Annotated in this window: 31 protein-coding genes and 1 tRNA gene; 30 read left to right on the top strand and 2 right to left on the bottom strand. The window is 61.1% G+C overall.

The window, feature by feature from the left end:
* Positions 1 to 125 precede the first annotated feature (125 nt).
* The 29 genes from CBP34_RS17610 to CBP34_RS17470 all read left to right on the top strand — a co-directional run bounded on the left by CBP34_RS17610 (position 126) and on the right by CBP34_RS17470 (position 22,022).
* Positions 126 to 1,217 carry an ABC transporter ATP-binding protein gene (locus CBP34_RS17610; RefSeq protein WP_094098772.1) on the top strand — a complete coding sequence of 364 codons (1,092 nt, stop codon included), beginning with the start codon at positions 126 to 128 and terminating at the stop codon, positions 1,215 to 1,217.
* A gap of 1 nt (position 1,218) precedes the next feature.
* On the top strand, positions 1,219 to 2,295 hold the full coding sequence (locus tag CBP34_RS17605) for an ABC transporter ATP-binding protein (protein ID WP_094099254.1): 1,077 nt from the start codon (positions 1,219 to 1,221) through the stop codon (positions 2,293 to 2,295).
* On the top strand, positions 2,292 to 3,188 hold the full coding sequence (locus CBP34_RS17600) for a carbohydrate ABC transporter permease (protein WP_094098771.1): 897 nt from the start codon (positions 2,292 to 2,294) through the stop codon (positions 3,186 to 3,188). The genes CBP34_RS17605 and CBP34_RS17600 overlap by 4 nt, the downstream gene beginning before the upstream one ends.
* Entirely contained in the window at positions 3,181 to 3,993 is an 813-nt protein-coding gene (locus CBP34_RS17595; RefSeq protein WP_094098770.1) for a carbohydrate ABC transporter permease, read from the top strand. The genes CBP34_RS17600 and CBP34_RS17595 overlap by 8 nt, the downstream gene beginning before the upstream one ends.
* 149 nt (positions 3,994 to 4,142) lie before the next feature.
* Positions 4,143 to 4,451, top strand: coding sequence for a DUF2160 domain-containing protein (locus CBP34_RS17590; RefSeq protein WP_086913552.1), 309 nt, complete (start codon positions 4,143 to 4,145; stop codon positions 4,449 to 4,451).
* A 186-nt stretch (positions 4,452 to 4,637) separates the two neighbouring features.
* Positions 4,638 to 6,371, top strand: coding sequence for an ABC transporter substrate-binding protein (locus CBP34_RS17585; protein ID WP_094098769.1), 1,734 nt, complete (start codon positions 4,638 to 4,640; stop codon positions 6,369 to 6,371).
* A gap of 185 nt (positions 6,372 to 6,556) precedes the next feature.
* Positions 6,557 to 8,149, top strand: coding sequence for a glycerol-3-phosphate dehydrogenase/oxidase (locus CBP34_RS17580; protein WP_094099253.1), 1,593 nt, complete (start codon positions 6,557 to 6,559; stop codon positions 8,147 to 8,149).
* A 194-nt stretch (positions 8,150 to 8,343) separates the two neighbouring features.
* Entirely contained in the window at positions 8,344 to 8,712 is a 369-nt protein-coding gene (rplN, locus tag CBP34_RS17575; protein WP_007861702.1) for a 50S ribosomal protein L14, read from the top strand.
* 9 nt (positions 8,713 to 8,721) lie between these two features.
* The gene (rplX, locus tag CBP34_RS17570) at positions 8,722 to 9,042 is read left to right on the top strand and encodes a 50S ribosomal protein L24 (protein ID WP_086913550.1); all 321 of its coding nucleotides are present in this window, start codon (positions 8,722 to 8,724) and stop codon (positions 9,040 to 9,042) included.
* 9 nt (positions 9,043 to 9,051) lie between these two features.
* Positions 9,052 to 9,591, top strand: a complete 540-nt coding sequence (gene rplE, locus CBP34_RS17565; protein ID WP_024813854.1) for a 50S ribosomal protein L5 — start codon at positions 9,052 to 9,054, stop codon at positions 9,589 to 9,591.
* An 8-nt stretch (positions 9,592 to 9,599) separates the two neighbouring features.
* Positions 9,600 to 9,905 carry a 30S ribosomal protein S14 gene (gene rpsN / locus CBP34_RS17560; protein ID WP_007861712.1) on the top strand — a complete coding sequence of 102 codons (306 nt, stop codon included), beginning with the start codon at positions 9,600 to 9,602 and terminating at the stop codon, positions 9,903 to 9,905.
* Between the two features lie 20 nt (positions 9,906 to 9,925).
* Positions 9,926 to 10,321, top strand: a complete 396-nt coding sequence (gene rpsH, locus CBP34_RS17555; protein ID WP_086913549.1) for a 30S ribosomal protein S8 — start codon at positions 9,926 to 9,928, stop codon at positions 10,319 to 10,321.
* Between the two features lie 25 nt (positions 10,322 to 10,346).
* Positions 10,347 to 10,880, top strand: coding sequence for a 50S ribosomal protein L6 (gene rplF / locus CBP34_RS17550; RefSeq protein ID WP_094098768.1), 534 nt, complete (start codon positions 10,347 to 10,349; stop codon positions 10,878 to 10,880).
* Between the two features lie 11 nt (positions 10,881 to 10,891).
* A complete protein-coding gene (gene rplR, locus CBP34_RS17545; RefSeq protein ID WP_035240896.1) occupies positions 10,892 to 11,257 on the top strand; it encodes a 50S ribosomal protein L18 in 366 nt (121 codons plus the stop codon).
* A gap of 17 nt (positions 11,258 to 11,274) precedes the next feature.
* Positions 11,275 to 11,793: a 30S ribosomal protein S5 gene (gene rpsE, locus CBP34_RS17540; RefSeq protein ID WP_035240898.1), complete on the top strand. Its 519-nt coding sequence runs from the start codon at positions 11,275 to 11,277 to the stop codon at positions 11,791 to 11,793.
* A 14-nt stretch (positions 11,794 to 11,807) separates the two neighbouring features.
* Positions 11,808 to 11,990, top strand: a complete 183-nt coding sequence (rpmD, locus tag CBP34_RS17535) for a 50S ribosomal protein L30 (protein ID WP_007861725.1) — start codon at positions 11,808 to 11,810, stop codon at positions 11,988 to 11,990.
* Between the two features lie 10 nt (positions 11,991 to 12,000).
* The gene (gene rplO, locus CBP34_RS17530) at positions 12,001 to 12,432 is read left to right on the top strand and encodes a 50S ribosomal protein L15 (RefSeq protein ID WP_086913545.1); all 432 of its coding nucleotides are present in this window, start codon (positions 12,001 to 12,003) and stop codon (positions 12,430 to 12,432) included.
* A 24-nt stretch (positions 12,433 to 12,456) separates the two neighbouring features.
* Positions 12,457 to 13,776 carry a preprotein translocase subunit SecY gene (gene secY / locus CBP34_RS17525; protein ID WP_086928267.1) on the top strand — a complete coding sequence of 440 codons (1,320 nt, stop codon included), beginning with the start codon at positions 12,457 to 12,459 and terminating at the stop codon, positions 13,774 to 13,776.
* Between the two features lie 146 nt (positions 13,777 to 13,922).
* Positions 13,923 to 14,036, top strand: coding sequence for a 50S ribosomal protein L36 (gene rpmJ / locus CBP34_RS17520; RefSeq protein WP_005793651.1), 114 nt, complete (start codon positions 13,923 to 13,925; stop codon positions 14,034 to 14,036).
* 23 nt (positions 14,037 to 14,059) lie between these two features.
* The gene (gene rpsM / locus CBP34_RS17515) at positions 14,060 to 14,425 is read left to right on the top strand and encodes a 30S ribosomal protein S13 (RefSeq protein WP_005793659.1); all 366 of its coding nucleotides are present in this window, start codon (positions 14,060 to 14,062) and stop codon (positions 14,423 to 14,425) included.
* Between the two features lie 18 nt (positions 14,426 to 14,443).
* Positions 14,444 to 14,848 carry a 30S ribosomal protein S11 gene (gene rpsK, locus CBP34_RS17510; RefSeq protein WP_005793662.1) on the top strand — a complete coding sequence of 135 codons (405 nt, stop codon included), beginning with the start codon at positions 14,444 to 14,446 and terminating at the stop codon, positions 14,846 to 14,848.
* 90 nt (positions 14,849 to 14,938) lie between these two features.
* Positions 14,939 to 15,562 carry a 30S ribosomal protein S4 gene (rpsD, locus tag CBP34_RS17505; protein ID WP_086928266.1) on the top strand — a complete coding sequence of 208 codons (624 nt, stop codon included), beginning with the start codon at positions 14,939 to 14,941 and terminating at the stop codon, positions 15,560 to 15,562.
* Between the two features lie 110 nt (positions 15,563 to 15,672).
* The gene (locus CBP34_RS17500; RefSeq protein ID WP_005793666.1) at positions 15,673 to 16,665 is read left to right on the top strand and encodes a DNA-directed RNA polymerase subunit alpha; all 993 of its coding nucleotides are present in this window, start codon (positions 15,673 to 15,675) and stop codon (positions 16,663 to 16,665) included.
* Positions 16,666 to 16,754: 89 nt separating this feature from the next.
* Positions 16,755 to 17,147, top strand: coding sequence for a 50S ribosomal protein L17 (gene rplQ, locus CBP34_RS17495; RefSeq protein WP_086928265.1), 393 nt, complete (start codon positions 16,755 to 16,757; stop codon positions 17,145 to 17,147).
* A 22-nt stretch (positions 17,148 to 17,169) separates the two neighbouring features.
* Positions 17,170 to 17,246, top strand: a tRNA-Met gene (locus CBP34_RS17490).
* 331 nt (positions 17,247 to 17,577) lie between these two features.
* Positions 17,578 to 18,348, top strand: coding sequence for a DUF3348 family protein (locus tag CBP34_RS17485; protein ID WP_086928264.1), 771 nt, complete (start codon positions 17,578 to 17,580; stop codon positions 18,346 to 18,348).
* Positions 18,345 to 20,768, top strand: a complete 2,424-nt coding sequence (locus CBP34_RS17480; protein WP_094098767.1) for a DUF802 domain-containing protein — start codon at positions 18,345 to 18,347, stop codon at positions 20,766 to 20,768. The genes CBP34_RS17485 and CBP34_RS17480 overlap by 4 nt, the downstream gene beginning before the upstream one ends.
* Positions 20,765 to 21,424 carry an OmpA family protein gene (locus CBP34_RS17475; protein ID WP_086928262.1) on the top strand — a complete coding sequence of 220 codons (660 nt, stop codon included), beginning with the start codon at positions 20,765 to 20,767 and terminating at the stop codon, positions 21,422 to 21,424. The genes CBP34_RS17480 and CBP34_RS17475 overlap by 4 nt, the downstream gene beginning before the upstream one ends.
* Positions 21,417 to 22,022, top strand: coding sequence for a DUF2894 domain-containing protein (locus tag CBP34_RS17470; protein ID WP_094098766.1), 606 nt, complete (start codon positions 21,417 to 21,419; stop codon positions 22,020 to 22,022). The genes CBP34_RS17475 and CBP34_RS17470 overlap by 8 nt, the downstream gene beginning before the upstream one ends.
* Before the next feature lie 137 nt (positions 22,023 to 22,159).
* Here the strand turns inward: CBP34_RS17470 and CBP34_RS17465 are convergent, their stop codons facing one another.
* On the bottom strand, positions 22,160 to 23,269 hold the full coding sequence (locus CBP34_RS17465) for an acyl-CoA dehydrogenase family protein (protein ID WP_418134689.1): 1,110 nt from the start codon (positions 23,267 to 23,269) through the stop codon (positions 22,160 to 22,162).
* Between the two features lie 276 nt (positions 23,270 to 23,545).
* Entirely contained in the window at positions 23,546 to 24,442 is an 897-nt protein-coding gene (nhaR, locus tag CBP34_RS17460) for a transcriptional activator NhaR (RefSeq protein ID WP_094098765.1), read from the bottom strand.
* A 151-nt stretch (positions 24,443 to 24,593) separates the two neighbouring features.
* On the opposite strand from nhaR, the gene CBP34_RS17455 reads away from it, so the two are divergent.
* Positions 24,594 to 25,064: an Rrf2 family transcriptional regulator gene (locus CBP34_RS17455; RefSeq protein ID WP_236748456.1), complete on the top strand. Its 471-nt coding sequence runs from the start codon at positions 24,594 to 24,596 to the stop codon at positions 25,062 to 25,064.
* Positions 25,065 to 25,180 lie beyond the last annotated feature (116 nt).

Raw genomic sequence — 25,180 nt, 5'->3', positions numbered from 1 at the left:
ATTGATTCAATGTGATCAAGAAATATCAAAAATGAACGAAATCGAAAATCAGGTGTGCGTGCTGTGTCTGGTGTCGCAGCAGCGCCGGATTCATACGCCCTCGGGTCACAAAGAAAGGTTGCGGGATGCAGCTGGCACTGGACAGCATCGGCAAGAAGGTAGGGCCGCAGACCTGGTTGCATGACATGAGCCTTGCGCTCCAGAGTGGCGCCGTCACGGTGCTGCTGGGTGCCACGCAGGCGGGCAAGACCAGCCTCATGCGGATCATGGCGGGGCTGGACACGCCAACATCCGGTCGCGTGGTGGTCAATGGCGTCAATGTGACGGGTGTGCCGGTGCGCGAGCGCAACGTGGCGATGGTGTACCAGCAATTCATCAACTACCCATCGATGAAGGTGGCCGCCAACATTGCGTCGCCGCTCAGGCTGCGCGGCGAGAAGAACATCGACGCCCGGGTGCGTGAGATCGCCAGTCGCCTGCATATCGACATGTTCCTGGACCGCTACCCGGCCGAACTCTCGGGCGGGCAGCAGCAGCGCGTGGCGCTGGCCCGCGCCTTGGCCAAGGGCGCGCCGCTGATGCTGCTGGACGAACCCCTGGTGAACCTGGACTACAAGCTGCGCGAAGAGTTGCGCGAGGAGCTGACCCAGCTGTTTGCCGCAGGCCAGTCCACCGTGGTCTATGCGACCACCGAGCCGGGCGAGGCCTTGCTGCTGGGCGGCTACACGGCCGTGCTTGATGAAGGCCGGCTGCTGCAATACGGCCCCACGGCCGAGGTGTTCCATGCGCCCAACTCGCTGCGCGTGGCGCGTGCCTTCAGCGACCCGCCCATGAACCTGATCGCTGCTTCGGCGGCCCCGCGTGGGGTGCGCCTGCAGGGCGGGGTGGAACTGGCCTTGCCGCTGCCACAAGGCGTGGCCACGGCGGCAGGGCTGACGGTGGGTGTGCGCGCCAGCGCGCTGCGCGTGGTGGCCCGCCCCGCAGACATCAGCGTGGGGGGCGTGGTGGAGCTGGCGGAGATTTCGGGTTCGGATACCTTCGTACATGCCACGACGCCCTGGGGCGACCTGGTTGCGCAGCTCACCGGCGTGCACTACTTTGAACTGGGCGCGCCCATCACGCTGCATCTGGACCCGGCGCAGGCCTATGTGTTTGGCGCCGATGGGCGACTGGCGTGGGCGCCCGCGCGACACCTCGCCCTACAAGGAGGGCGCTGAGATGGCTCGCATCAGTCTGGATCTGGCGCACTCGTACAAGCCCAACCCGCAGCAGGACAGCGACTACGCGCTGCTGCCTCTGAAGATGGAGTTCGAGGACGGGGGCGCCTATGCGCTGCTCGGCCCCTCGGGCTGTGGCAAGACCACCATGCTCAACATCATGTCGGGCCTGCTCGTCCCCTCACATGGCAAGGTGCTGTTTGACGGCCGCGACGTGACGCGCGCGAGCCCGCAGGAGCGCAACATCGCGCAGGTGTTCCAGTTCCCCGTGATCTACGACACCATGACCGTGGCCGAGAACCTGGCGTTCCCGCTGCGCAACCGCAAGGTGCCCGAGGCGCAGATCAAGCAGCGCGTGGGCGTCATTGCCGAGATGCTGGAGCTGAGCGGCCAGCTCAACCAGCGCGCGGCGGGCCTGGCGGCCGATGCCAAGCAGAAGATTTCACTGGGCCGCGGCCTGGTGCGATCGGACGTGGCGGCTGTGCTGTTCGACGAGCCGCTCACGGTGATCGACCCGCACCTGAAGTGGCAGCTGCGGCGCAAGCTCAAGCAGATCCACCATGAGCTCAAGCTCACGCTGATTTACGTGACACACGATCAGGTCGAGGCACTCACGTTTGCCGAACAGGTGGTGGTGATGACGCGCGGTCGCGCCGTGCAGGTGGGCTCGGCGGACGCGCTGTTCGAGCGGCCGGCGCACATGTTTGTGGGCCACTTTATTGGCTCGCCGGGCATGAACTTTTTGCCTGCAGAGGCGGATGGCGCAGAGCTGGCCGTGGTTGGCCACCGTTTGGCGCTGCCCGCCGGGCGTGCGCTGCCCGCCGGGTCGCTGGAGGTGGGCATTCGCCCGGAATACCTGGCGCTGGCCGCTGCGCAGCAGCCCGGCGCCCTGGCCTGCAGCGTGGCGCAGGTGCAAGACATTGGCACCTATCTGATGTTGACAGCGAAGGTGGGCGAGCACACGCTCAAGGCCCGTTTCAGCCCCGAGACGCGACTGCCCTCGGCAGGCGACACGGTGTGGCTGCAGGTGCTGGGTGAGCACACCTGCTACTACCAAAACGAGGAGCTGCTGGCATGAGCACCACGACCAAACCCGTGAACCAGAAGGCCTGGTTCCTGATTCTTCCGGTGATCCTCTGTGTGGCTTTCTCGGCCATCCTGCCGCTGATGACCGTGGTGAACTACTCGGTGCAGGACATCATCTCGCCCGAGCGGCGCGTGTTTGTTGGCACCGAATGGTTTGCCGCCGTGATGCGCGACGAGGAGCTGCACGCTGCGCTGTGGCGCCAGCTCACGTTCTCGCTGGCGGTGCTGGCCGTGGAGATTCCGCTGGGCATTGCACTGGCGCTGTCCATGCCGGCGCAGGGCTGGAAGTCGTCTGCCGTGCTGGTGGTGGTGGCGCTTTCGCTGCTGATCCCGTGGAACGTGGTGGGCACCATCTGGCAGATCTACGGCCGGGCCGACATTGGCCTGATGGGCCGCATGCTGCAGGAGCTGGGCATCGAGTACAGCTACACCGGCAACGCCACGCAAGCCTGGCTCACGGTGCTGCTGATGGACGTGTGGCACTGGACTCCGCTGGTGGCGCTGCTGGCGTTTGCCGGGCTGCGCTCCATCCCCGATGCGTACTACCAGGCGGCCCGCATCGACGGCGCCAGCAAGCTGGCGGTGTTTCGCTATATCCAGCTGCCCAAGATGCGCGGTGTGCTGATGATTGCGGTGCTGCTGCGCTTCATGGACAGCTTCATGATCTACACCGAGCCCTTTGTACTGACGGGCGGTGGGCCGGGAAATGCCACCACGTTCCTGAGCCAGTACCTCACCACCAAGGCCGTTGGCCAGTTCGACCTGGGGCCTGCGGCAGCCTTCTCGCTGATCTATTTCTTCATCATCCTGCTGCTGTGTTTCATCCTCTACAACTGGATGCAGCGCGTGGGCACCGCCAGCAACGAAGGGGCCGGCCATGAATGAAAAGCGCTTCCACAAGCGGTCGCTGTTTTTGATCGCTTACCTGATCTTCGCCGTGCTGCCCATTTACTGGATGGTGAACATGAGCTTCAAGACGAACGCGGAGATCCTGTCTTCGTTCTCGTTCTTCCCGCAGCACTTCACCTGGGACAACTACAAGACCATCTTCACGGACGAGTCCTGGTATTCGGGCTACATCAACAGCCTGATCTATGTGGGCATCAACACGGTGATTTCGCTCACGGTGGCGCTGCCAGCGGCTTACGCGTTCAGCCGTTACCAGTTCCTGGGTGACAAGCATGTGTTCTTCTGGCTGCTCACCAACCGCATGACGCCGCCCGCTGTGTTCTTGCTGCCGTTCTTTCAGCTTTACACCACGGTGGGGCTGATGGACACGCACATCGCCGTGGCGCTGGCGCACCTGCTGTTCAACGTGCCGCTGGCGGTGTGGATTCTGGAAGGCTTCATGAGCGGCATCCCGCGCGAGATCGACGAAACGGCCTACATCGACGGCTACAGCTTTCCGCGCTTTTTCATCAAGATTTTTCTGCCGCTCATCAAGGCAGGCGTGGGTGTGGCTGCGTTCTTTTGCTTCATGTTCAGCTGGGTCGAGTTGCTGCTGGCGCGCACGCTGACCAGCGTGAACGCCAAGCCCATCGTGGCCACCATGACGCGCACCGTGAGCGCGTCGGGTATGGACTGGGCGACGCTGGCCGCGGCCGGGGTGCTGACCATCGTGCCGGGCGCCATCGTGATCTGGTTTGTCCGCCACTACATCGCAAAAGGCTTTGCGATGGGCCGCGTTTGACGACAAAGGGAGCAGAACCATGAACCACACCAATTCGCCGCAGAGTGCGCAGGCTGCCCCATGCCAGCAGCAGCCGTGGAACGGGCATTGCCCGGCCACTGGCTGCGTCCCCCTGGGGGGAAGCGCCGCAGGCGCTCAGGGGGGTACCAATGTTTGACTGGATGGCCTGGACGCTGCCCGTGGCGGTGTTCTTCATTTGCATCGTGCTGATGCTGGTGGGCATGACGGTGTGGGAAATCAAGTCGCCTACCGTGATGCGCAAGGGTTTTCTGCCGCTGGAGACCACCCGCGGCGACCGCCTGTTCATCGGGCTGCTGTCTGCGGCCTATGTGAACCTGATCTTTGTCGGCATCAGCGGCAAGCTGGCCCAGTGGTTCCGCCTGGACGGCGACCCGTCGATCTGGATCAGCTTTGTGCTGTCGATGGTGGTGCTGGCGCTGGTGATGCGCAAGGGTTGATGGGCTGGCGGTATCAAAAACATAGCTTGTACCGCTTTATTGGTAAGACTTTTAAGTAGAAATTTATCTAAAACATAGCTGTGAAAAGCGCTGGCAGCTATCGTTTTTGATGATGACGCGCTCCGGCCCGATCTCCCCCCGGGCCGGTGTTCAGCCACCATGGGGGTTCCATCTGAGGAGACAACAATGAAGATGCAGTTCACGGCGATCGCGTTCGCCGCCGCTACCCTGACTTTGGGGCAAGCTGCCTGGGCTGGCGAGGCCGAAGCCAAGAAGTGGATCGACAGCGAGTTCCAGCCATCCACGCTGAACAAGGACCAGCAGATGGCCGAGATGAAGTGGTTCATCGAAGCCGCCAAGAAGCTCCAGGGCAAGGGCGTCAAGGAGATTTCTGTGGTGTCGGAGACCATCACCACCCACGAATACGAATCCAAGACGCTGGCCAAGGCGTTTGAGGAGATCACTGGCATCAAGGTCAAGCACGACCTGATCCAGGAAGGCGACGTGGTCGAGAAACTGCAGACCTCCATGCAGTCGGGCAAGTCGATCTATGACGGCTGGATCTCGGACTCGGACCTGATCGGTACCCACTACCGCTACGGCAAGATGATGAACCTGACCGACTACATGGCAGGGGCCGGCAAGGAATGGACCAACCCGGGCCTGGACCTCAAGGACTTCATCGGCACCAAGTTCACCACGGCACCCGATGGCAAGCTCTACCAGCTGCCCGACCAGCAGTTCGCCAACCTGTACTGGTTCCGCGCCGACCTGTTCGATCGCAAGGACATCAAGGACAAGTTCAAGGCCAAGTACGGCTACGACCTGGGCGTGCCGCTCACCTGGAGCGCCTATGAGGACATCGCCGAGTTCTTCACCAATGACGTGAAGCAGATCGACGGCAAGCCCATCTATGGTCACATGGATTACGGCAAGAAGGACCCGTCGCTGGGATGGCGTTTCACCGATGCCTGGCTGTCGATGGCCGGCACCGCCGACATCGGTGCGCCCAATGGCTTGCCGATCGACGAATGGGGCATCCGCGTGGCCGACGACAAGTGCACACCGGTGGGCGCATCGGTGGCCCGTGGTGGTGCCACCAACTCACCCGCAGCCGTCTATGCGCTGACCAAGTACGTGGACTGGATGAAGAAATACGCGCCCAAGGAAGCCACCGGCATGACCTTTGGCGAAGCCGGCCCGGTGCCGGCCCAAGGCCAGATCGCGCAGCAGATCTTCTGGTACACGGCCTTCACGGCCGACATGGTCAAGCCCGGCCTGCCCGTGGTGAACGCCGATGGCACACCCAAGTGGCGCATGGCGCCCGGGCCGAACGGCCCATACTGGAAGCAGGGTATGCAGAACGGCTACCAGGACGTGGGTTCGTGGTCGTTTTTCAAAGGCCATGACGCCAACAAGACGGCCGCCGCCTGGCTTTACGCGCAATTCGTGACGGCAAAGACCACGTCGCTCAAGAAGACCATCGTGGGACTGACGCCGATCCGCGAGAGCGACATCCAGTCCAAGGCCATGACCGACATGGCGCCCAAGCTCGGTGGCCTGGTGGAGTTCTACCGCAGCCCTGCCCGCGTGGCATGGTCGCCCACCGGCACCAATGTGCCCGACTACCCCAAGCTGGCCCAGCTGTGGTGGAAAAACGTGGCCCAGGCCGTGACGGGTGAGAAGACGCCCCAGGGCGCGATGGACACGCTGGCCGACGAAATGGACCAGGTGATGGCGCGCCTCGAACGGGCTGGCATGGCACATTGCGCACCCAAGCTCAATCCGAAGAGCGACAACGCCAAGTGGCTGAGCGACAAGCAGGCGCCGTGGGCCAAGCTTGCCAACGAGAAGCCCAAGGGCCAGACGATTGCGTACGACACGTTGTTGCAGGCATGGAAGGACGGCAAGGCGCGTTGATGGCCTGACTGCGCCGTTTCCTGACGTCTACGTCATGGCTGCCAGGGCTCACAAGGCTCCTGGCTGTCCTTTTCACTCCGAGCCGTCGTTGGAAGACTCTCATTCGAAGGCGGTTCTCACCTCGGATGCGTCAGAAATTCAAGGGTAAACCCTTAATTTTTACCCCGCCCATGGACAATCACCCCATGACCCATGCCGCAGACCCTCTTCCTACGCGACGCGCCGACCTGCTGGCCCGCCTGGCCCAGCCGCACCAATATGACCTTGCTGTGATTGGCGGCGGGGCGACGGGGTTGGGGGTTGCGCTGGATGCGGCAGCGCGTGGTTTCAGCGTGGTTCTTGTCGACTCGCACGACTTCGCCAAAGGGACTTCGTCGCGCTCCACGAAGCTGGTGCACGGCGGTGTCCGTTATCTGGCGCAGGGAAACATCGCGCTGGTGCGCGAAGCGCTGCATGAGCGCACGACCCTCTTGCACAACGCACCCCATCTGGCGCAACCCTTGCCGTTCGTGATGCCCTCGTACCGGTTCTGGGAGACGCCGTTTTACGGCATCGGACTCAAGATGTACGACGCTTTAGCGGGCAAGGCCGGTTTGGGCGCTACCGAATTCATGGGACGTGCGCGCACGCTGGCATGCCTGCCCACGGCCCGCGCCGAGGGGCTCAAGGGTGGCGTCAAATACTGGGACGGACAATTCGACGATGCCCGTCTGGCCTTGGCCTTGGCACGGACGGCAGCCAGCCTGGGCGCCTTGGTGGTCAATTACTGCCCGGCGCGTTCGCTGATTCATGAGGGCGGCAAGGTGGCAGGCTTCGTGTGTGAAGACACCGACAGTGGCCAGCAGTTCACCGTGCGCGCACGCGCTGTCGTGAATGCCACAGGCGTTTGGGTGGACACGCTGCGCCAGCTGGACGGCGAGGCCATCGATCGCCCGGTCAAGCCCATCGTCGCACCCAGCCAAGGTGTGCATATTGTTGTGGACCGGGAGTTTCTACCGTCGGATCACGCCCTGATGGTGCCCAAGACGGCCGATGGTCGGGTGCTTTTTGCGGTGCCGTGGCTCGGCAAGCTGATTCTGGGAACGACAGACAGCCCGCGCCAGGACATCGTGCGTGAGCCGGAGCCGTTCCAGGAAGAAGTCCGGTTCATCCTGGAAGAATCGGCGCGCTACCTCACCCGTGCGCCCCAGGTGGAGGACATCCGGAGTATCTGGGTGGGCCTGCGGCCACTGGTGAAACCGCAGGACGACGATGGCGACAATACTAAGAAGATCAGCCGGGAGCACACCGTGTTGGCCAGCCGCAGCGGCCTGATTACCGTGACGGGCGGGAAATGGACCACTTACCGTGCCATGGCGGAGGATGTGTTGCAAAAATGCTTCGCCACCGGCCTGCTCATGGAAAAACCGGCAGGCCTGACCAACCATCTGCCCTTGGTGGGAGCGCCCCGGGAAGCCGTTCGGCATCGCATCAGTGATGCCCAAGGGCTCCATTCATATGGCAGCGAGGCGTCGCTTGTCGGGGCTATCGTCGGGGCGCAGACCCATCTTGATGGCGGGCTGACAGAGGGAATGGTGCGTTTTGCGGCGCGCTACGAATACGCCTGTAAGGTGGAGGATGTGCTGGCCCGCCGCTCAAGATTGCTGTTTCTGGACGCTCGCAAGGCCATAGAGCTGGCGCCTGTTGTTGCGGACATCCTGCGCCAAGAGTTGGGCGCTGATCCGCATCTGGAGGCCTTTCTGGCGTTGGCGCAACAGTATTTGCACATTCCTCGCTAACAGGCGCTTGACTTCCCTGCACGGCTTTGCAATAATCAAAGGCTTCGCGTTTATTGCGTGAAGTTTCTGCCCAGCGGGAAGTGCTGCAAATGGTTTGCGGTGCGGACGACGGGCCCAAGACTGACTGGCTGATTTGCAGCCCTTGAGAAGTTCTCTGGGGCCGTGGTCTTCTGGTGCAAGTTGGGAATATTGAAATGATCCAGACAGAATCTCGGTTAGAGGTTGCCGACAATACCGGCGCCAAGTCCGTCCTTTGCATCAAGGTGCTGGGTGGCTCGAAGCGTCGCTATGCAAGCGTTGGCGACATCATCAAGGTGAGCATCAAAGAAGCTGCTCCGCGTGGTCGCGTCAAAAAAGGCGAGGTCTACAGCGCGGTGGTGGTTCGTACGGCGAAGGGTATTCGTCGTGGCGATGGTTCGCTCGTTAAATTCGATGGCAACGCTGCGGTGTTGCTGAATGCAAAGTTGGAGCCCATCGGCACCCGCATCTTTGGACCCGTGACGCGTGAACTGCGTACCGAGAAGTTCATGAAGATCGTGTCCCTGGCTCCTGAAGTTCTCTAAGGACGCGCCATGAACAAGATTCGCAAGGGCGACGAAGTCATCGTGCTGACCGGGCGCGATAAGGGCAAGCGTGGCACTGTGTCGCTGCGCAAGGATGATTCCTATCTCGTCATCGACGGCATCAACCTCGTCAAGAAGCACGCCAAGCCAAACCCCATGAAGGGTACGACGGGCGGCATCGTGGAAAAATCCATGCCCATCCATCAGTCCAACGTGGCCATCTTCAATGCTGCCACCGGCAAGGCTGATCGCGTAGGCATCAAGGTGCAGGCTGACGGTGCACGCGTTCGCGTGTTCAAGTCCAGCGGCGCTGAAATCAAGGCGGCCTAAGGGGTAAACATGGCACGACTGCAAGAAATTTACCGCGACAAAGTCGCTCCCGAGCTGATGAAGCAGTTCGGTTACACCTCGCCGATGCAGGTTCCGCGTCTGACCAAGATCACGCTCAACATGGGTGTGAGCGAGGCGGTCTCGGACAAGAAGGTGATGGACAACGCTGTAGCGGATCTGACCAAGATTGCTGGTCAGAAGCCCGTGGTGACCAAGGCCAAGAAGGCTATCGCGGGTTTCAAGATTCGCGAAGGCCAGGCCATCGGTTGCATGGTCACACTGCGTGGCGTGCAGATGTATGAGTTCCTGGATCGTTTCGTGACCGTGGCTCTGCCCCGCGTCCGTGACTTCCGTGGTATCTCCGGTCGCGCTTTTGACGGCCGTGGCAACTACAACATCGGCGTCAAGGAGCAGATCATTTTCCCTGAAATTGAATACGACAAGGTGGATGCCTTGCGCGGTCTCAATATCAGCATCACCACGACGGCCAAGTCCGACGAAGAAGCCAAGGCTCTCCTCGCTGGTTTCCGTTTCCCGTTCAAGAACTGAGGCGAAGCATGGCTAAAGTAGCTTTGATCCAGCGCGAACTGAAGCGCGAAAAATTGGCAGCCAAGTACGCAACTAAGTATGCGGAGCTGAAAGCGATTGCTGGCGATGCCAAGCGCAGCGATGAAGAGCGTGATGCGGCCCGTCTGGGCCTGCAGAAGCTCCCGCGCAATGCAAATCCCACGCGTCAGCGTAACCGTTGCGAAATCACCGGTCGTCCACGCGGAACATTCCGTCAATTCGGTCTGGCCCGCGCCAAGATTCGCGAACTGGCATTTGCAGGCGACATCCCCGGTGTCACCAAGGCCAGCTGGTAAGCAGGCAGGAGAGATACAACATGAGCATGAGTGATCCTATCGCTGACTTGCTGACCCGCATTCGTAACGCACAAATGGTCGCCAAGGCCACGGTGCTGGTGCCTTCTTCCAAAGTGAAGGTCGCCATCGCCCAAGTGTTGAAGGACGAGGGTTATATCGACGGCTTCCAGGTGAAAACCGAAGCTGGCAAGTCCGAACTTGAAATCGCCCTGAAGTACTACGCAGGCCGTCCCGTGATTGAGCGCATCGAGCGCGTCAGCCGCCCCGGACTGCGTGTCTACAAAGGCCGTGATTCCATTCCACAAGTCATGAACGGTCTGGGTGTGGCAATCGTCACGACCCCCAAGGGCGTGATGACTGATCGCAAGGCGCGCGCTACCGGTGTCGGTGGCGAAGTGCTCTGCTACGTGGCCTAACCCGCGGCATTGAGGAGAAACTGAAATGTCCCGAGTAGGAAAAATGCCCGTGACCATCCCCGCTGGCGTGGATGTGTCCGTGAAAGATGACCAGATCTCTGTCAAGGGCTCTGGTGGCGCACTGTCGCTTGCACAAAATGTGCTGGTGAAGGTGTCGAGCAGCGACGGCAAGCTCAGCTTTGAGCCTGCGAATGAATCCCGCGAAGCAAACGCCATGAGCGGAACGATTCGCCAGTTGGTCAACAACATGGTAATCGGCGTCAGCAAGGGCTTCGAAAAGAAGCTGAACCTGGTTGGCGTGGGCTACAAGGCTGCTGCCACGGGTTCGAAGCTGAACCTGACGGTTGGTTATTCACACCCTGTCAATTTCGACATGCCCGCAGGCATCACGGTTGCAACCCCAACGCCCACGGAAGTGGTTGTGAAGGGCGCAGACCGCCAGCGCGTGGGTCAGATTGCTGCTGAGATTCGTGCTGTTCGTCCGCCCGAGCCCTACAAGGGTAAGGGTATCCGCTATGCGGACGAAAAGATCACGATCAAAGAGACCAAGAAGAAATAAGGAGCTGCAACATGTTGACAAAGAAAGAGCAGCGTCTTCGTCGTTCGCGTCAGACGCGTATCCGCATTGCACAGCAAGGCGTGGCACGTCTGACCGTGAATCGTACGAACCTCCATATCTACGCCAGTGTGATTTCCGGCGACGGCAGCAAGGTGCTGGCCAGCGCGTCCACGGCCGAGGCCGATGTTCGCAAGTCGCTGGGCGGTTCGGGCAAGGGTGGCAATGCCGCTGCAGCCCAGGCAATCGGCAAGCGCATTGCTGAAAAAGCAAAGGCTGCTGGAGTCGAGAAGGTTGCATTTGATCGTGCAGGTTTTGCTTACCACGGTCGCGTCAAGGCTTTGGCCGATGCGGCCCGTGAAGCAGGTCTGCAGTTCTAAGCGGAACGGAATTAAAAATGGCTAAATTTCAACCCAAGGTGCAGAGCGAAGGCCAGGACGACGGTCTGCGCGAAAAAATGATCGCGGTGAATCGCGTGACCAAAGTCGTGAAGGGTGGCCGTATTCTCGGTTTCGCTGCACTGACGGTGGTTGGCGACGGCGATGGCCGCGTTGGCATGGGCAAGGGCAAATCCAAGGAAGTGCCCGCTGCTGTGCAAAAGGCGATGGAAGAATGCCGTCGCAACTTGGTGAAGGTTGCGCTCAAGAGCGGAACCATTCACCACTCGGTGAAGGGTCATCACGGTGCAGCATCGGTGGAACTCCACCCCGCACCCAAGGGTACCGGCATCATCGCTGGCGGCCCCATGCGCGCTGTTTTTGAAGTTGTGGGCATCACCGACATCGTGGCCAAGAGCCATGGTTCGTCGAACCCCTACAACATGGTCCGTGCAACGTTCGACGCGCTCGTCAATTCGACCACTCCGTCGAATGTGGCAGCCAAGCGCGGCAAGACAGTCGAAGACATCTTCGCCTGAACCGGAGCTTGAATATGACAACGCAACAAACCGTCAAGATTCAACTGGTGCGCAGCCCCATTGGCACCAAGGAATCGCACCGCGCCACTGTCCGTGGCTTGGGTCTGCGCAAGCTGAACAGTGTCAGCGAATTGCAGGACTCGCCTGAAGTGCGCGGCATGATTAACAAGATCAGCTATCTGGTCAAAGTCCTCTGAGAGATCGATCATGGAACTCAATAGCATCAAGCCCGCAGACGGCGCCAAGCATGCCAAGCGCCGCGTAGGCCGTGGTATCGGCTCCGGTCTGGGCAAGACCGCTGGTCGTGGTCACAAGGGTCAGAAGTCGCGTTCGGGTGGCTACCACAAGGTGGGTTTCGAAGGCGGTCAAATGCCTTTGCAACGCCGTCTGCCCAAGCGCGGTTTCAAGTCGCATCTGCTCAAGTTCAATGCAGAAGTGACGCTGACTGCTCTGGATCAGCTCGGTCTGGCCGAAGTGGATGTCCTTGCGCTCAAGCAAGCTGGCCTGGTGGGCGAGCTGGCCAAGGTGGTCAAGGTCATCAAGAGTGGCTCGCTCACCAAGGCTGTCAAGCTGAACGGTGTGGGCGCGACGGCTGGTGCCAAGGCAGCTATCGAAGCTGCTGGCGGCAGCATCGCCTGAATGTGGCTCTGAAGGAAGACATCTGTGGCTACTAGCGCGGCTCAAATTGCAAAGACCGGTAAATTCGGCGACCTGCGTCGTCGTCTGGTTTTTCTGTTGCTTGCGCTGGTCGTGTACCGGGTCGGGGCCCATATCCCCGTGCCAGGCATCGATCCAGCCCAACTCCAGCAGCTGTTCAGTGGCCAGCAAGGCGGTATCCTGAACCTGTTCAACATGTTCTCCGGTGGTGCGCTTTCGCGCTTCACGGTTTTCGCTCTGGGGATCATGCCGTACATTTCGGCGTCGATCATCATGCAGCTGATGACGTACGTGGTTCCCACGTTCGAGCAGTTGAAGAAGGAAGGTGAGGCCGGTCGCCGCAAGATCACGCAGTACACCCGTTACGGCACGTTGGGCTTGGCCCTGTTTCAATCGCTGGGTATTGCTGTCGCGCTGGAAAGCTCGGCCGGGCTGGTACTCAACCCTGGTTTCGGGTTCCGCATGACAGCGGTTGTCAGCCTGACAGCCGGAACAATGTTCCTTATGTGGCTGGGCGAGCAAATCACCGAGCGTGGCTTGGGTAACGGGATATCGATCCTGATCTTCGCTGGCATTGCTGCAGGATTGCCGAGCTCCATCGGTGGTCTTCTGGAACTGGTTCGTACGGGTGCCATGAGCATTCTGGCTGCCATCTTCATCGTCATTGTGGTGGGTCTCGTGACTTACTTCGTGGTGTTTGTCGAGCGTGGTCAGCGGAAGATTCTGGTGAATTACGCTCGGCGACAGGTGGGCAACAAGGTCTACGGCGGTCAGTCGTCGCACTTGCCCCTGAAGCTGAACATGGCTGGTGTGATTCCTCCGATCTTTGCCTCGTCGATCATTCTGTTGCCAGCAACGGTGGTGAACTGGTTCAGCGCTGGTGAGTCAATGCGGTGGTTGAAGGACATATCAGGTGCGTTGACCCCAGGTCAGCCCATCTATGTGATGTTTTACGCCACGGCGATCATCTTCTTTTGTTTCTTTTACACAGCGTTGGTGTTCAACAGCCGTGAAACTGCAGACAACCTGAAGAAGAGTGGTGCGTTCATTCCAGGCATTCGTCCAGGTGAGCAAACGGCACGTTATATCGACAAGATTCTGGTTCGGTTGACCTTGGCGGGCGCTGTCTACATCACCTTCGTGTGTTTGCTGCCAGAGTTTCTGATCTTGAAGTACAACGTTCCGTTTTACTTCGGTGGCACATCGCTGCTGATCATCGTGGTGGTGACCATGGACTTCATGGCCCAGGTTCAGAACTACATGATGTCGCAACAGTATGAATCGCTGCTCAAGAAAGCCAATTTCAAGGGCAACACGGGCGGTTGATGAATGGGACGGCAGCGGTTGCTTTGCAGCCTTGCCGGTAGAGAGTTGGATATCGGTTGAGTTGGCGCCCCACGAATTTTTCGCGGGCACAAATTGTGTTCCGTGCGAAACAGCCGGGACGGATGGAAAAGTTTTAGGAGAATGCAATGAGAGTTTCGGCTTCGGTCAAAAAAATCTGCCGCAACTGCAAGATCATCCGCCGCAAGGGTGTGGTGCGCGTGATCTGCACGGATCTGCGTCACAAGCAGCGCCAAGGTTGATTGGAAAGTATTAGAGGACGCATATGGCACGTATCGCTGGCATTAACATTCCGCCGCACAAGCACGCGGAAATCGGTCTGACCGCTATCTTTGGCATTGGTCGCACCCGCGCTCGCAAGATTTGCGAAGCAACTGGTATCGCTTACAGCAAGAAGATCAAAGATCTTTCTGACAGCGATCTGGAAAAAATTCGCGAGCAAATTGAGCAATTCACCATTGAAGGTGACCTGCGCCGCGAAACCACGATGAACATCAAGCGCTTGATGGACATCGGCTGCTATCGTGGCTTTCGCCATCGCCGCGGCCTGCCAATGCGTGGTCAGCGCACCCGTACCAATGCACGCACTCGCAAGGGTCCGCGCAAGGGTGCAGCTGCACTGAAGAAATAAAGAGATTGAAAGATCATCATGGCTAAGTCTCCTGCCAATAACGCAGCTCAGCGCGTTCGCAAGAAGGTTCGCAAGAACGTGTCGGACGGCATTGCACACGTGCATGCTTCGTTCAACAACACCATCATCACGATCACCGATCGCCAGGGCAATGCTCTGTCGTGGGCTTCGTCCGGTGGCCAAGGTTTCAAGGGCTCGCGCAAGTCCACCCCCTTCGCAGCCCAAGTGGCTTCGGAAGTGGCCGGCCGCGCAGCTATCGATCAAGGTATCAAGAACCTTGACGTTGAAATCAAGGGTCCAGGTCCTGGCCGTGAATCGTCAGTGCGCGCATTGGGCGCACTGGGCATCCGGATCACGTCGATTTCCGATGTGACCCCTGTGCCTCACAACGGCTGCCGCCCTCAAAAGCGTCGTCGTATCTAATCTCTCTAAGCCCACCGCCGCCTGTGAACGCGCAAGCGCCTCAGGCGGCTCCCGCAATGGTTTGCGGTAGATGACACAAAGGAAGCTCAAGTGGCACGTTACCTCGGCCCCAAGGCCAAACTCTCCCGCCGTGAAGGCACAGACCTGTTCCTGAAGAGCGCACGTCGCTCGATCGCGGACAAGTCCAAGTTCGACTCCAAGCCTGGTCAGCACGGTCGCACCTCCGGTGCGCGTACCTCTGACTATGGTCTGCAGCTGCGTGAAAAGCAAAAGGTCAAGCGCATGTACGGCGTGCTGGAAAAGCAGTTCCGCCGCTACTTCGAAGCTGCTGACAGCCGCAAGGGCAACACCGGCGCCAACCTGCTGTTCCTGCTGGAATCGCGTCTCGACAACGTGGTGTATCGCATGGGCTTCGGTTCGACCCGCGCTGAAGCGCGTCAGCTGGTTTCCCATAAGGCAATCACGGTGAACGGCAAGTCCGTGAACATCGCTTCTTACCTTGTGAAAACGGGCGACGTGGTGGCTGTGCGCGAAAAGTCCAAAAAGCAAAACCGCATTGTCGAAGCCCTTCAACTGGCTGCTCAAGTGGGCATGCCTGCATGGGTGGATGTCAACGCCGAAAAGGCTGAAGGTATCTTCAAGAAGGTGCCTGACCGTGATGAGTTTGGTGCCGACATCAACGAATCCCTGATCGTTGAGTTGTACTCGCGCTAATCGCTCGTACGTATTTCGAGAAAACCGTCCCTAAACCGCGAGGCATCGCGGTTTAGGCGCTTCACCAGCCTTACCGGTGTAACGAGCTGGGGGTATTGAGAGGAAGTTGCATGCAAACGAATTTGCTGAAACCCAAGGCGATTAATGTCGAACAGCTTGGTCACAACCGTGCCAAGGTGGCGCTTGAGCCGTTCGAGCGTGGCTACGGCCACACATTGGGGAACGCCATCCGGCGTGTCCTGCTGTCGTCCATGGTGGGTTACGCAGCGACGGAAGTCACCATTGCGGGCGTTCTGCACGAGTACTCGTCCATCGACGGTGTTCAGGAGGACGTGGTCAACATTCTTCTGAACCTCAAGGGCGTTGTGTTCAAGCTGCACAACCGTGACGAGGTGACGCTGAGCCTGCGCAAGGATGGTGAAGGCGTTGTCACTGCGCGGGATATTCAGACACCGCATGACGTGGAAATCGTCAACCCTGACCATGTTATCGCCAACCTGTCCGCAGGTGGCAAGCTGGACATGCAGATCAAGGTCGAGAAGGGTCGAGGCTACGTGCCAGGCAACCTGCGTCGCTATGCAGACGAGTCGACCAAGTCAATTGGCCGAATCGTGCTGGATGCGTCTTTCTCCCCTGTGAAGCGCGTCAGCTATACCGTGGAAAGCGCCCGTGTCGAGCAACGTACTGACCTGGACAAGCTGGTCGTCGAGATCGAAACCAATGGTGCTATCACTGCCGAAGACGCTGTGCGCGCCTCGGCCAAGATCTTGGTGGAGCAGCTGGCTGTGTTCGCACAGCTCGAAGGGGGAGAGCTGGCTGCATTTGATGCACCTGCAGGCCCACGCGGCAATGCGACGTTCGATCCGATCCTGCTGCGTCCTGTGGATGAGCTGGAGTTGACCGTTCGCTCTGCCAACTGCCTGAAGGCTGAGAACATCTACTACATCGGTGACCTGATCCAGCGCACCGAGAACGAGTTGCTCAAGACCCCCAATTTGGGTCGCAAGTCGCTCAATGAGATCAAGGAAGTGCTTGCTTCGCGCGGTCTCACCCTTGGGATGAAGCTTGAGAACTGGCCTCCAGCCGGTTTGGACAAGCGTTAAGTTATAATTTTCCGTTCCCTTCTGGGGGACAGTGCCTCGGGCAGTACCTGATACGGCTGCCGGATTTAATCAAGTAAAAGGAAAGCACCATGCGCCACGGACACGGCCTTCGTAAACTCAACCGCACCAGCTCGCACCGCCTTGCGATGCTTCAGAACATGATGAATTCACTCATCGAGCATGAAGCCATCAAGACCACCGTGCCCAAGGCCAAGGAATTGCGCCGCGTGATCGAACCCATGATCACCCTGGCCAAGGAAGACTCGGTTGCTAACCGTCGCTTGGCATTTAATCGCCTGCGCGACCGTGACAGCGTGACCAAGCTCTTCAATGACCTGGGCCCCCGCTTCAAAGTGCGTCCTGGTGGTTACACCCGTATCCTGAAGATGGGTTTCCGCGTTGGTGACAACGCGCCCATGGCGCTGGTGGAATTGGTCGATCGCGCTGCGGAAAGCGAAAATAATTCGGCAGCTGCAGAATAATAGGGTATAATTTATCTCTTACCGCGCGATGGAGCAGTCTGGTAGCTCGTTGGGCTCATAACCCAAAGGTCGGAGGTTCAAATCCTTCTCGCGCAACCAAAAAAAGCGGCCAACGCTTACAAAAAACGCCCACTTCCAAGTGGGCGTTTTTGTTTGTACTTAGGTATGTTTGGATACCGGGATTCATAGTCATGGGTGCTTTGACACTGGGCACATCCCCTTGTAATCAACATCATGGCCTACGCGTCTCGTCCTCTCGGGGGGGGCACACGATGGTGCGCAGGTCCTCAAACTGCGACGCCGATATGGCGACGAGTCGCACCAGCGTGAGTTACCGCGAAATTAAACGGCTTTGTCCAGCGCGGGTTATGCCCCCCGATGCCGCCGGTTCTTTGCTGGCAGTGCTTGCGCAGTGACTAGGTTCTATGGAATGTATCTGCACCACCGATTTACCAGTTCTAGTCTCCTTGTCCTCCTGCAACAATGGACAGGCGTGGAGCACAAGGGCGAGTCGCAGCAGGACGTGGCGCTACATCTGAGCCAGTGGCTGCGTGCGGTGGATGCGATCCAACTCAGCAGGGCGCTGCACGCAATTCAGTCAATGCCATCCGAGACGGAGCGGTTCGGGCCAGCGGTGGATATGCGCGCGTTGGACGCTGCCTTCCAATCCGCAAAAGCCGATGTCATGGCGCTCATCACGGCACATATCGCTCCAGCGAGGGCAACGCGTGGGCGGGCACATCACACGCCCGTCTATGACTCGTATCTCCATGCGCCAGAAGATTTCGCTGCTCTCATACAGCGATACCTTGGCCAGCAAAAGCAGATGGACGTAAAGCTGGCTGCCTTGCGTGCACAGATGCGGCAACAGCTGTCTAGAGGTACGCCGGCCTTGCGGCAGCTGGCGGCTTTAGACGGTGTGATGGAGCGGATGCTGGGTGCGCATGAGCAGCGGATTTGGGCCTCGCTACCGGGTTACTTGGAGCGGCGCATGGCGCACCGGCGCCAGCAGCACCAGCAGGCGCTGCAGACCAGTGGCCCGGACGATGCGCCCCAAAATTCGCGCCAGCCCGGTGGTTGGCTGTGCGAGTTTGAGCAGGATTCACAGGCGTTGCTGCTCGCAGAAATGCAGGTACGCCTTCAGCCGATCATGGGGCTGCTGGAAGCCGCCCACAACGAGACAACAGGACAACGGGAATGAACAAGAGTGTGATGGTCGCGATCTTCGCCGTGGGCCTTGCGGTCGTGGGCTGGGTGGGCTGGGGTTTTGTGGGGTCTAGCCCGCTGGCGTTGGCAATGACGGCTGTGATTGGCGGGGTCTACGTGTTGGGCGCCTATGAACTGCTGCAGTTTCGCGCAGCCACGGCGTCCCTGGTCACGGCACTGGCGGGTAGTCCCGCGGAACCACTGGCGGACCTGGGCGGGTGGCTGGGTCGCCTCGCCCCTTCGCTGCGCAACTCCGTGCGCCAGCGCATTGAGGGCGAACGGGTGGCGCTGCCCGGCCCTGCGCTTACGCCCTACCTGGTGGGTCTGCTGGTCATGCTGGGCATGCTGGGTACCTTCCTGGGCATGGTCGTCACATTCAATGGCGCGGTGTTTGCGCTGGAGGCCTCATCCAACCTGGAGTCGATCCGTTCGGCGCTGGCGGCCCCCATCAAAGGCCTTGGCCTGTCGTTCGGCACATCGGTCGCCGGGGTGGCAACTTCGGCCATGCTGGGTCTTCTGTCTGCCATGAGCCGCCGCGAGCGGCTGGAGGCGGTGCGCCAGCTTGATGCACACATTCCCACGTTGTTCCGGCCATTCTCGTCGGCCCACCGGCGCGAGGAAGTGCTCCTGGCCCTGCAGACACAGGCCCAGGCCCTGCCGTTAATTGCCGAGCACCTTCAGCGTTTGATGGAAGGGCTTGAGCACCGCCATGGACAACTGGGTGAGCAGCTGCTGACACAGCAGCAGGGGTTTCACCGCGAAGCTGCCTCGGCTTACACCCAACTGGCCAGCACCGTCGGGACATCCCTGCAGGAGAGCCTGAACGTCAGCGCCCGCCAGGCGGGAGAGGCGATTCGTCCCGTGGTCGAGCAGGCAATGGCCACGCTGGCCCACGAGACCCAGCGCTCGCACGAACGACTGCGCGAAGCTACCGATGCACAGCTGCGGGCGCTCTCGGCGCAATGGGAGGGTACGGCCCACCAGGTGGCCGACACATGGACGTCGGCACTGCACAGCCATACCCAGACCCAGGGCACCCTGGTGGCACGGCTCGACGGCGCCCTTCAGTCGGTCACACAAGCGTTTGACCAGCGATCCATCGCACTGGTGGACTCGCTGCAGGCATCATCCGTGCAAGCGCACGCAGCCCAGGCGATTGCCGACCAGCAGCGTCTGGACGGTTGGAATCGGGCCATGGAAGGCATGGCCGGAACACTCGGCGCCGAGTGGCAACGTGCAGGCACGCAGATGCTGGAACAGCAGCAGCGCGTCGGCAAGGCCCTGGAGGGGGCAGTTCAGCAGCTCGACCACAGTCTGCAGACGGCCGCGCAAGCGTTTGACCAGCGCTCCGAAAGCTTGCTGACAACGCTGCAGGACACCGTCGCACAATCGCACACCGCCCAGGCGGCGGCCGATCAACAGCGCCAGGAAGACTGGACTCGCTCCATGGAAGCCATGGCCAGCACGCTGAGCGCTGAATGGCAGCGTGTGGGCGCGCAGACGGTGGCGCAACAGCAGGGCGTATGTCAGGCCCTGGAGACCGCCGCCACGCAAATCACCGAACGCATGACCGAGCAGGTGGCACGCACACTGGGCGGTGCTGCCACGTTGCTGGACCAGTCGGACGCACTGCTGCGCACCCGCATGGAGGCCGAGGCACAGTGGGTGCAAGCCCAGCGCCAGCGCATGGACGAACTCGCCGGTGTGTGGCGTACCGAGCTCGTGGCCTTGCGTGATGCCGAGGCCCAGCGCGGCCAGGCGGCCGTGGACCGACTTGATACCCTGCAGGCTGCCGTGGCGCAGCACCTGGCCACCCTCGGTGCGGCCCTGGAGGCCCCGCTCACGCGCCTGCTGCAGACCGCTTCGGATGTGCCTCAGGCGGCGGCCCAGGTCATCACCCAACTGCGCCATGAAATGACGCGCCTGAGCGAGCGCGACAACGTCGCCCTGGCAGAACGCACGGACATGATGGAGCAGGTGCGCACGCTGCTGCAGTCGGTGAACGAAGCGGCCGTGCAGCAGCGCGCCGCCATCGACGCCCTGATGGGGTCGGCCGCCCAGGTTCTGGAGCAGGCGGGCCTGCAGTTTGCCCAGTCGCTCAGCGCACAGGCCGGCAAGGTGGACGAAGTGGCTGCGCATGTGGCTGCCAGCGCGGTGGAACTGGCCAGTCTGGGTGAATCGTTCAGCCACGGTGTGGGCCTGTTCAGCGCCAGCAACGAAAAACTCATGGAAAACCTGCAGGGCATTGAAGGTGCGATCAGCCAGTCGATGAGCCGTAGCGATGAGCAACTTGCCTACTACGTGGCCCAGGCCCGTGAGGTGATCGACCTGAGCATCAGCGCACAGCAGGGCATTGTGGAAGACCTGCGTCGGCTGCATGGCAAGGCCGCCTCGGCACAAGGAGTTGCCGCGTGATGGGCGTGGACGACACCCTGGACGATGCTACCGAGCAGACGGCCCCCGTGTGGGCCGTGTTCGGCGACCTCATGGCGGGCCTGCTGGGCGCGTTTGTGTTGATTCTGGTGGGTGTGCTCGTGGTACAGATCGACCTGGTGGCCAGCCTCAAGCAGGAGGTGGAAAAACGCCAGATGGAAGAGCAGCGCCGCATGGCGCTGGAGAAAGCGCTGGCCATTCCCCTGGCCAGCGGCCGGGTCACCGTGCACAACGGCCGCATCGGCATCAGCGGCAGCGTGCTTTTTGCCACCGGCTCCGACGAACTGCGCTCCGAAGGCCGCCAGCTCCTCAAGAGCCTGGTGCAGCCCCTGCTGGTGTACTTGCGCGAACGCGACGAAATGCTGATGGTCAGCGGCTTCACCGACAACACCACGCTGCTGCGAGGGCCCCAGCAGCGTTTTGCGGACAACCTGGAGCTGTCGGCCCAGCGGGCCCTCACCGTGGCACGGGCCCTGATCGACGAAGGCATGCCCTCATCGCAGGTGTTTGCCGCCGCCTTTGGTGCCGAGCAGCCTGTGGCCGACAACGCCGATGAAAAAGGCCGCGCACAAAACCGCCGTGTGGAAATGGCACCGGTGCCCAAGGCCTCCAATGCCAAGCCCGCCCGCAATGAGTGAGCCGAGCGAGCCCACGCTGGAGTCCTTGCGGGCCGATGGCGCCGACCGCCACGATCCGGCGCGCTTTCGCTACCTGGAGGTGCTGGCCCGGCGCCTGTCGGGCCAGCCACCGGCTGTGCGGCAGGTGCTCGCCGTCCGCCTGCGCGCCGCTGTAGCGGCCTATGCGGAGCGAGTCCGGTCGAGTTCGGAAGAGGTCCCGCAGGTGGTTCGGCCTGCAAGCCCTGCGGCAAGCTCCCTGCTGGTACAACTGAACCGTGACCTGAGCGAGCGCGCACAGGCCGATGCAGACCTGGCGCGCGCGGGCGACGGTGCCAGCCTGTCTGGCATGAAGAGCGTGCGCCAGTTCAGCGAGGTCTGGTCCAAGATTTCTGCGCAACGGCAGGTGGCACAGGCCCTGGATCGCGGGCCCGAAAACGCCGGCCCGCTCAATTCGCACAGGCTCATGCTGCGATCGCTCAGCCTGATGCAGTCCCTGTCGCCCGACTACCTGCGGCGCTTTCTGTCGCAGGTGGATTCCCTGCTGTGGCTGGAGCAGGCGAGCGCGAAGCCAGTGAGCGCTAGGGCCAAACCGGGGCGCAAGAGTCGGCCCAGGCCATGAGCCTCCCGGCGGGTTGACTGTTACCCGGATTCATCGGGTATGCCGAATACTGCCACATCCAGGCTGCCAACGTTGCGCCACAGTGTGGATAGGAAATGCCAGTCCGTGCCAAAAGTGATGACTCAAGGCGTGGCTCATTACGCCGCCTCCGCCTTCTCTGCCAGGTGCACCAGCTTGCGCGCCATGCTCCAGCGGTGCACTTCGCTGGGGCCGTCGTAGATGCGAAAGGCCCGCATGTCGGTAAAGATGCGCATCACGGGAGATTCAGACGTAACCCCCGAACCACCGAGCATCTGCACGCTGCGGTCGACCACGCGCCACTCGGCCTCCGAGCACACCACCTTGGCGCGGCTCGATTCAAAGTTGCATTTCTCACCCTGGTCCAACAGCCATGCGGTGTGCCAGATGTGCAGGCGGGCCGTGTGCAGGTCCATGTCGTTGTCTGCCAGCATGAAGCCCACGCCTTCGTGTTCGGCCAGCGGTTTGCCAAAGGCCTGGCGGCGGCGTGTGTAGGCCAGGGCCGCATCGTGGGCGCGGCGTGCCTGGCCCAGCCAGCGCATGCAGTGCGTCAGGCGTGCAGGGGCCAGGCGCACCTGGGCGTAACGAAATCCCTTGCCGATCTCGCCCAGCACGTCGGTGGCGGGGATGCGCAGGTTGTCAAAGCGCAGCACGCCATGCCCACCGGTAAAGCAGCTGTCCATGGCATCCATGCTGCGCTCGAGCGTGATGCCGGGGCGGTCCATGTCGGTCAGGAACATGGTGGCCGAGCCGTCTTCCATGCGCGCCATCACGATGGCGTAGTCCGCGCCCTCGGCACCGGTGATGAACCACTTGAGGCCATTGATGAGGTAGTCATCGCCGTCGCGTACCGCCGTGGTGGCCAGCATGGAGGGGTCGGCACCCGCGCCGGGCGAGGGCTCGGTCATGGCAAAACACGAGCGGATGTGACCGGCCACCTGGGGGCGCAGCCAGCGCTCCTTGTGCGCCAACGTTGCCACTTCTTCCATGAGGTGGATGTTGCCTTCGTCGGGCGCATGGATGTTCAGCGCCGTCGGGCCGAGCCAGGAGTAACCAGCCTCCTCGAACACCGCGGCCTTGGCCACATGGCTCAGGCCCAGGCCGCCCATCTCGCGGGAGGCGTGGGGCGTGAGCAGGCCGGCGGTGCGGGCGCGGGCGACCAGTTCGCGGCGCAGCGCCTCGCTGGGGCCGTGGGACGATTGGCGTTCGTCGTTTTCGAGCGGAATCACCTGCTCGGCAATGAACTGGCGCGTCCTGTCGCGCAGTTCCCGGATTTCGGGGAATGGTTGAAGTCCATGCGGTTGTTTCCTTCGAATTTTTATCGGATATCGCCGGGCGCACTGGCTCGCTCCACCAGGGCATCCACGACCGATGCGCCTTCGCCTGCGGCATCCATGATGGCATTGAGGTCCAAGGATGCAACGGCACCATATGCGCCGCAAATGATGCCACCTGCCGACACAGCGATGGCTAAAGAGTCTTACTGGGCCGACTGGGGGCAGCACTCATAACGCAAACAACTCCGCCCTGGCCGCCCGCGTGATGGCGGAAACACAGGGGTGGGTGATGCGGCGCTCGACGGAGATGGCAAAAAATTCCTCCACCAGCTCCGACGTCCGGCCCACCACCTCCACGCCAAACTGCACCATGGTTTCGTCCTCCAGTACGTTGGGCGAGGTGAACACGCCGCGTCCTTCGCGCCCGAACGCATTCATGAGGGCGCTGTCATCGAACTCTCCCACGATGTGCGGCTGCAGCTGGTATTTGTTGAACCAGTGATCGAGTTGCTGGCGCACGGAAGACAGCGGGCCCTGGATCAGCATGGGTGCGCCGTGCAGGCATTGGGGAAAGGGGCCTTGCAGCTGCTTCGCGAGCGACGGGGCGCAGAAGAAACTCATGGCGCTGGTTCCGAGTGCATGGTTGAAGGCCTTCACCCCCACCTTGCGGGACACCGGTTCGTCGGCCAGCACCAGATCCAGGCGGTGCAGGGTGAGTTGCGCCAGCAGCTCCGGAAACTTGCCTTCGTGGCAGATCATGTGCACGCGATCCGGCAGGCCCAGTGCGGGTTCCAGCAAGTGGTAGGCGACGGACTTGGCCACCGAATCGGCGATGCCCACGCGAAATTCCAGCGGCTTGGCCTGACCGCGTGACAGGCGCACGGATTTTTCCAGCTCATCGCCCAGGGCAAATATCTGCTCGGCATACCCCAGCGCAACCCGTCCTTCGCTGGTCAGCTCCAGCCCCCGGCCGCGCTTGCGAAAGAGGTCGTGCCCCAGCCATTGCTCCAGCTGCTTGATTTGTCCTGACAGGGTCTGGGGCGTGGTGTGCAGCTGCTCGCCTGCGCGTACTATCCCGCCGGCCTTGGCCACCGTCCAGAAGTATTTGAGATGCTTGAAGTTCATCGGAGGGTACGCAACGGTTCGAAAAAACCGCAATGTTTTTAATAATAAAACGAATATACGCGAAGTGTTTGATCCGCTACATTGGCTTGATGGACCGAGCTCTCAGGGATTTTCCGGGGCTCGGAGGTATCAATGTTCACAAGGAGTGAAGATGCGAATTACCACCAGAGGCCAACTGGCCGTTTCTGCGATGACCGATCTGGCAATGCGCCAGAACACAGGCCCCGTTGCGCTTTCCACGATCAGCGCTCGCCAGGGCACATCGCTGTCTTATCTCGAACAGCTTTTCAGCGCCCTCAAGCGGGCCGGGCTGGTTGACAGCACACGCGGCCCCGGGGGCGGTTATGCCCTGGCCCACAAGCCCGAGCAGGTGTCTGTAGCCGACATCGTGGTGGCGGTAGAAAACCACAAGCCTGGCGAGGAGGCCGCGCCAGCCGCGCACGTATCGTCGCAGATGGTGTCCATGACCGGATCGCTCTGGACGGCGTTCAATGCGCGGGTGCTGGAATACCTCCAGTCCGTTACGCTGCGCGATCTCGTGGCCGAGCAGCAGGCACGGGCGTGCGGGTCGAGTCGCCGGTGGTGGCGCGGGCAAAACTGGCGCGCCGTCCTGCGCCGCTGATGGCACGTGCTGGCGTGCCCAATTCGGTCTTTGCGTTGGGTGCCATGCCGGCCCTGGCCCGCAAATGAAACTGTGTGCGGCGACCTGGTCGCCGCCTGCCGGCTGAAAGCCCAGAG

Origin of the sequence: Acidovorax carolinensis (assembly GCF_002157145.1) — a bacterium.
In the GTDB taxonomy this organism is placed as follows: Bacteria; Pseudomonadota; Gammaproteobacteria; order Burkholderiales; family Burkholderiaceae_C; genus Acidovorax; species Acidovorax carolinensis.
Note: the sequence above shows the minus strand (reverse complement) of the source record. Positions and strands in the feature narration are given on the sequence as shown.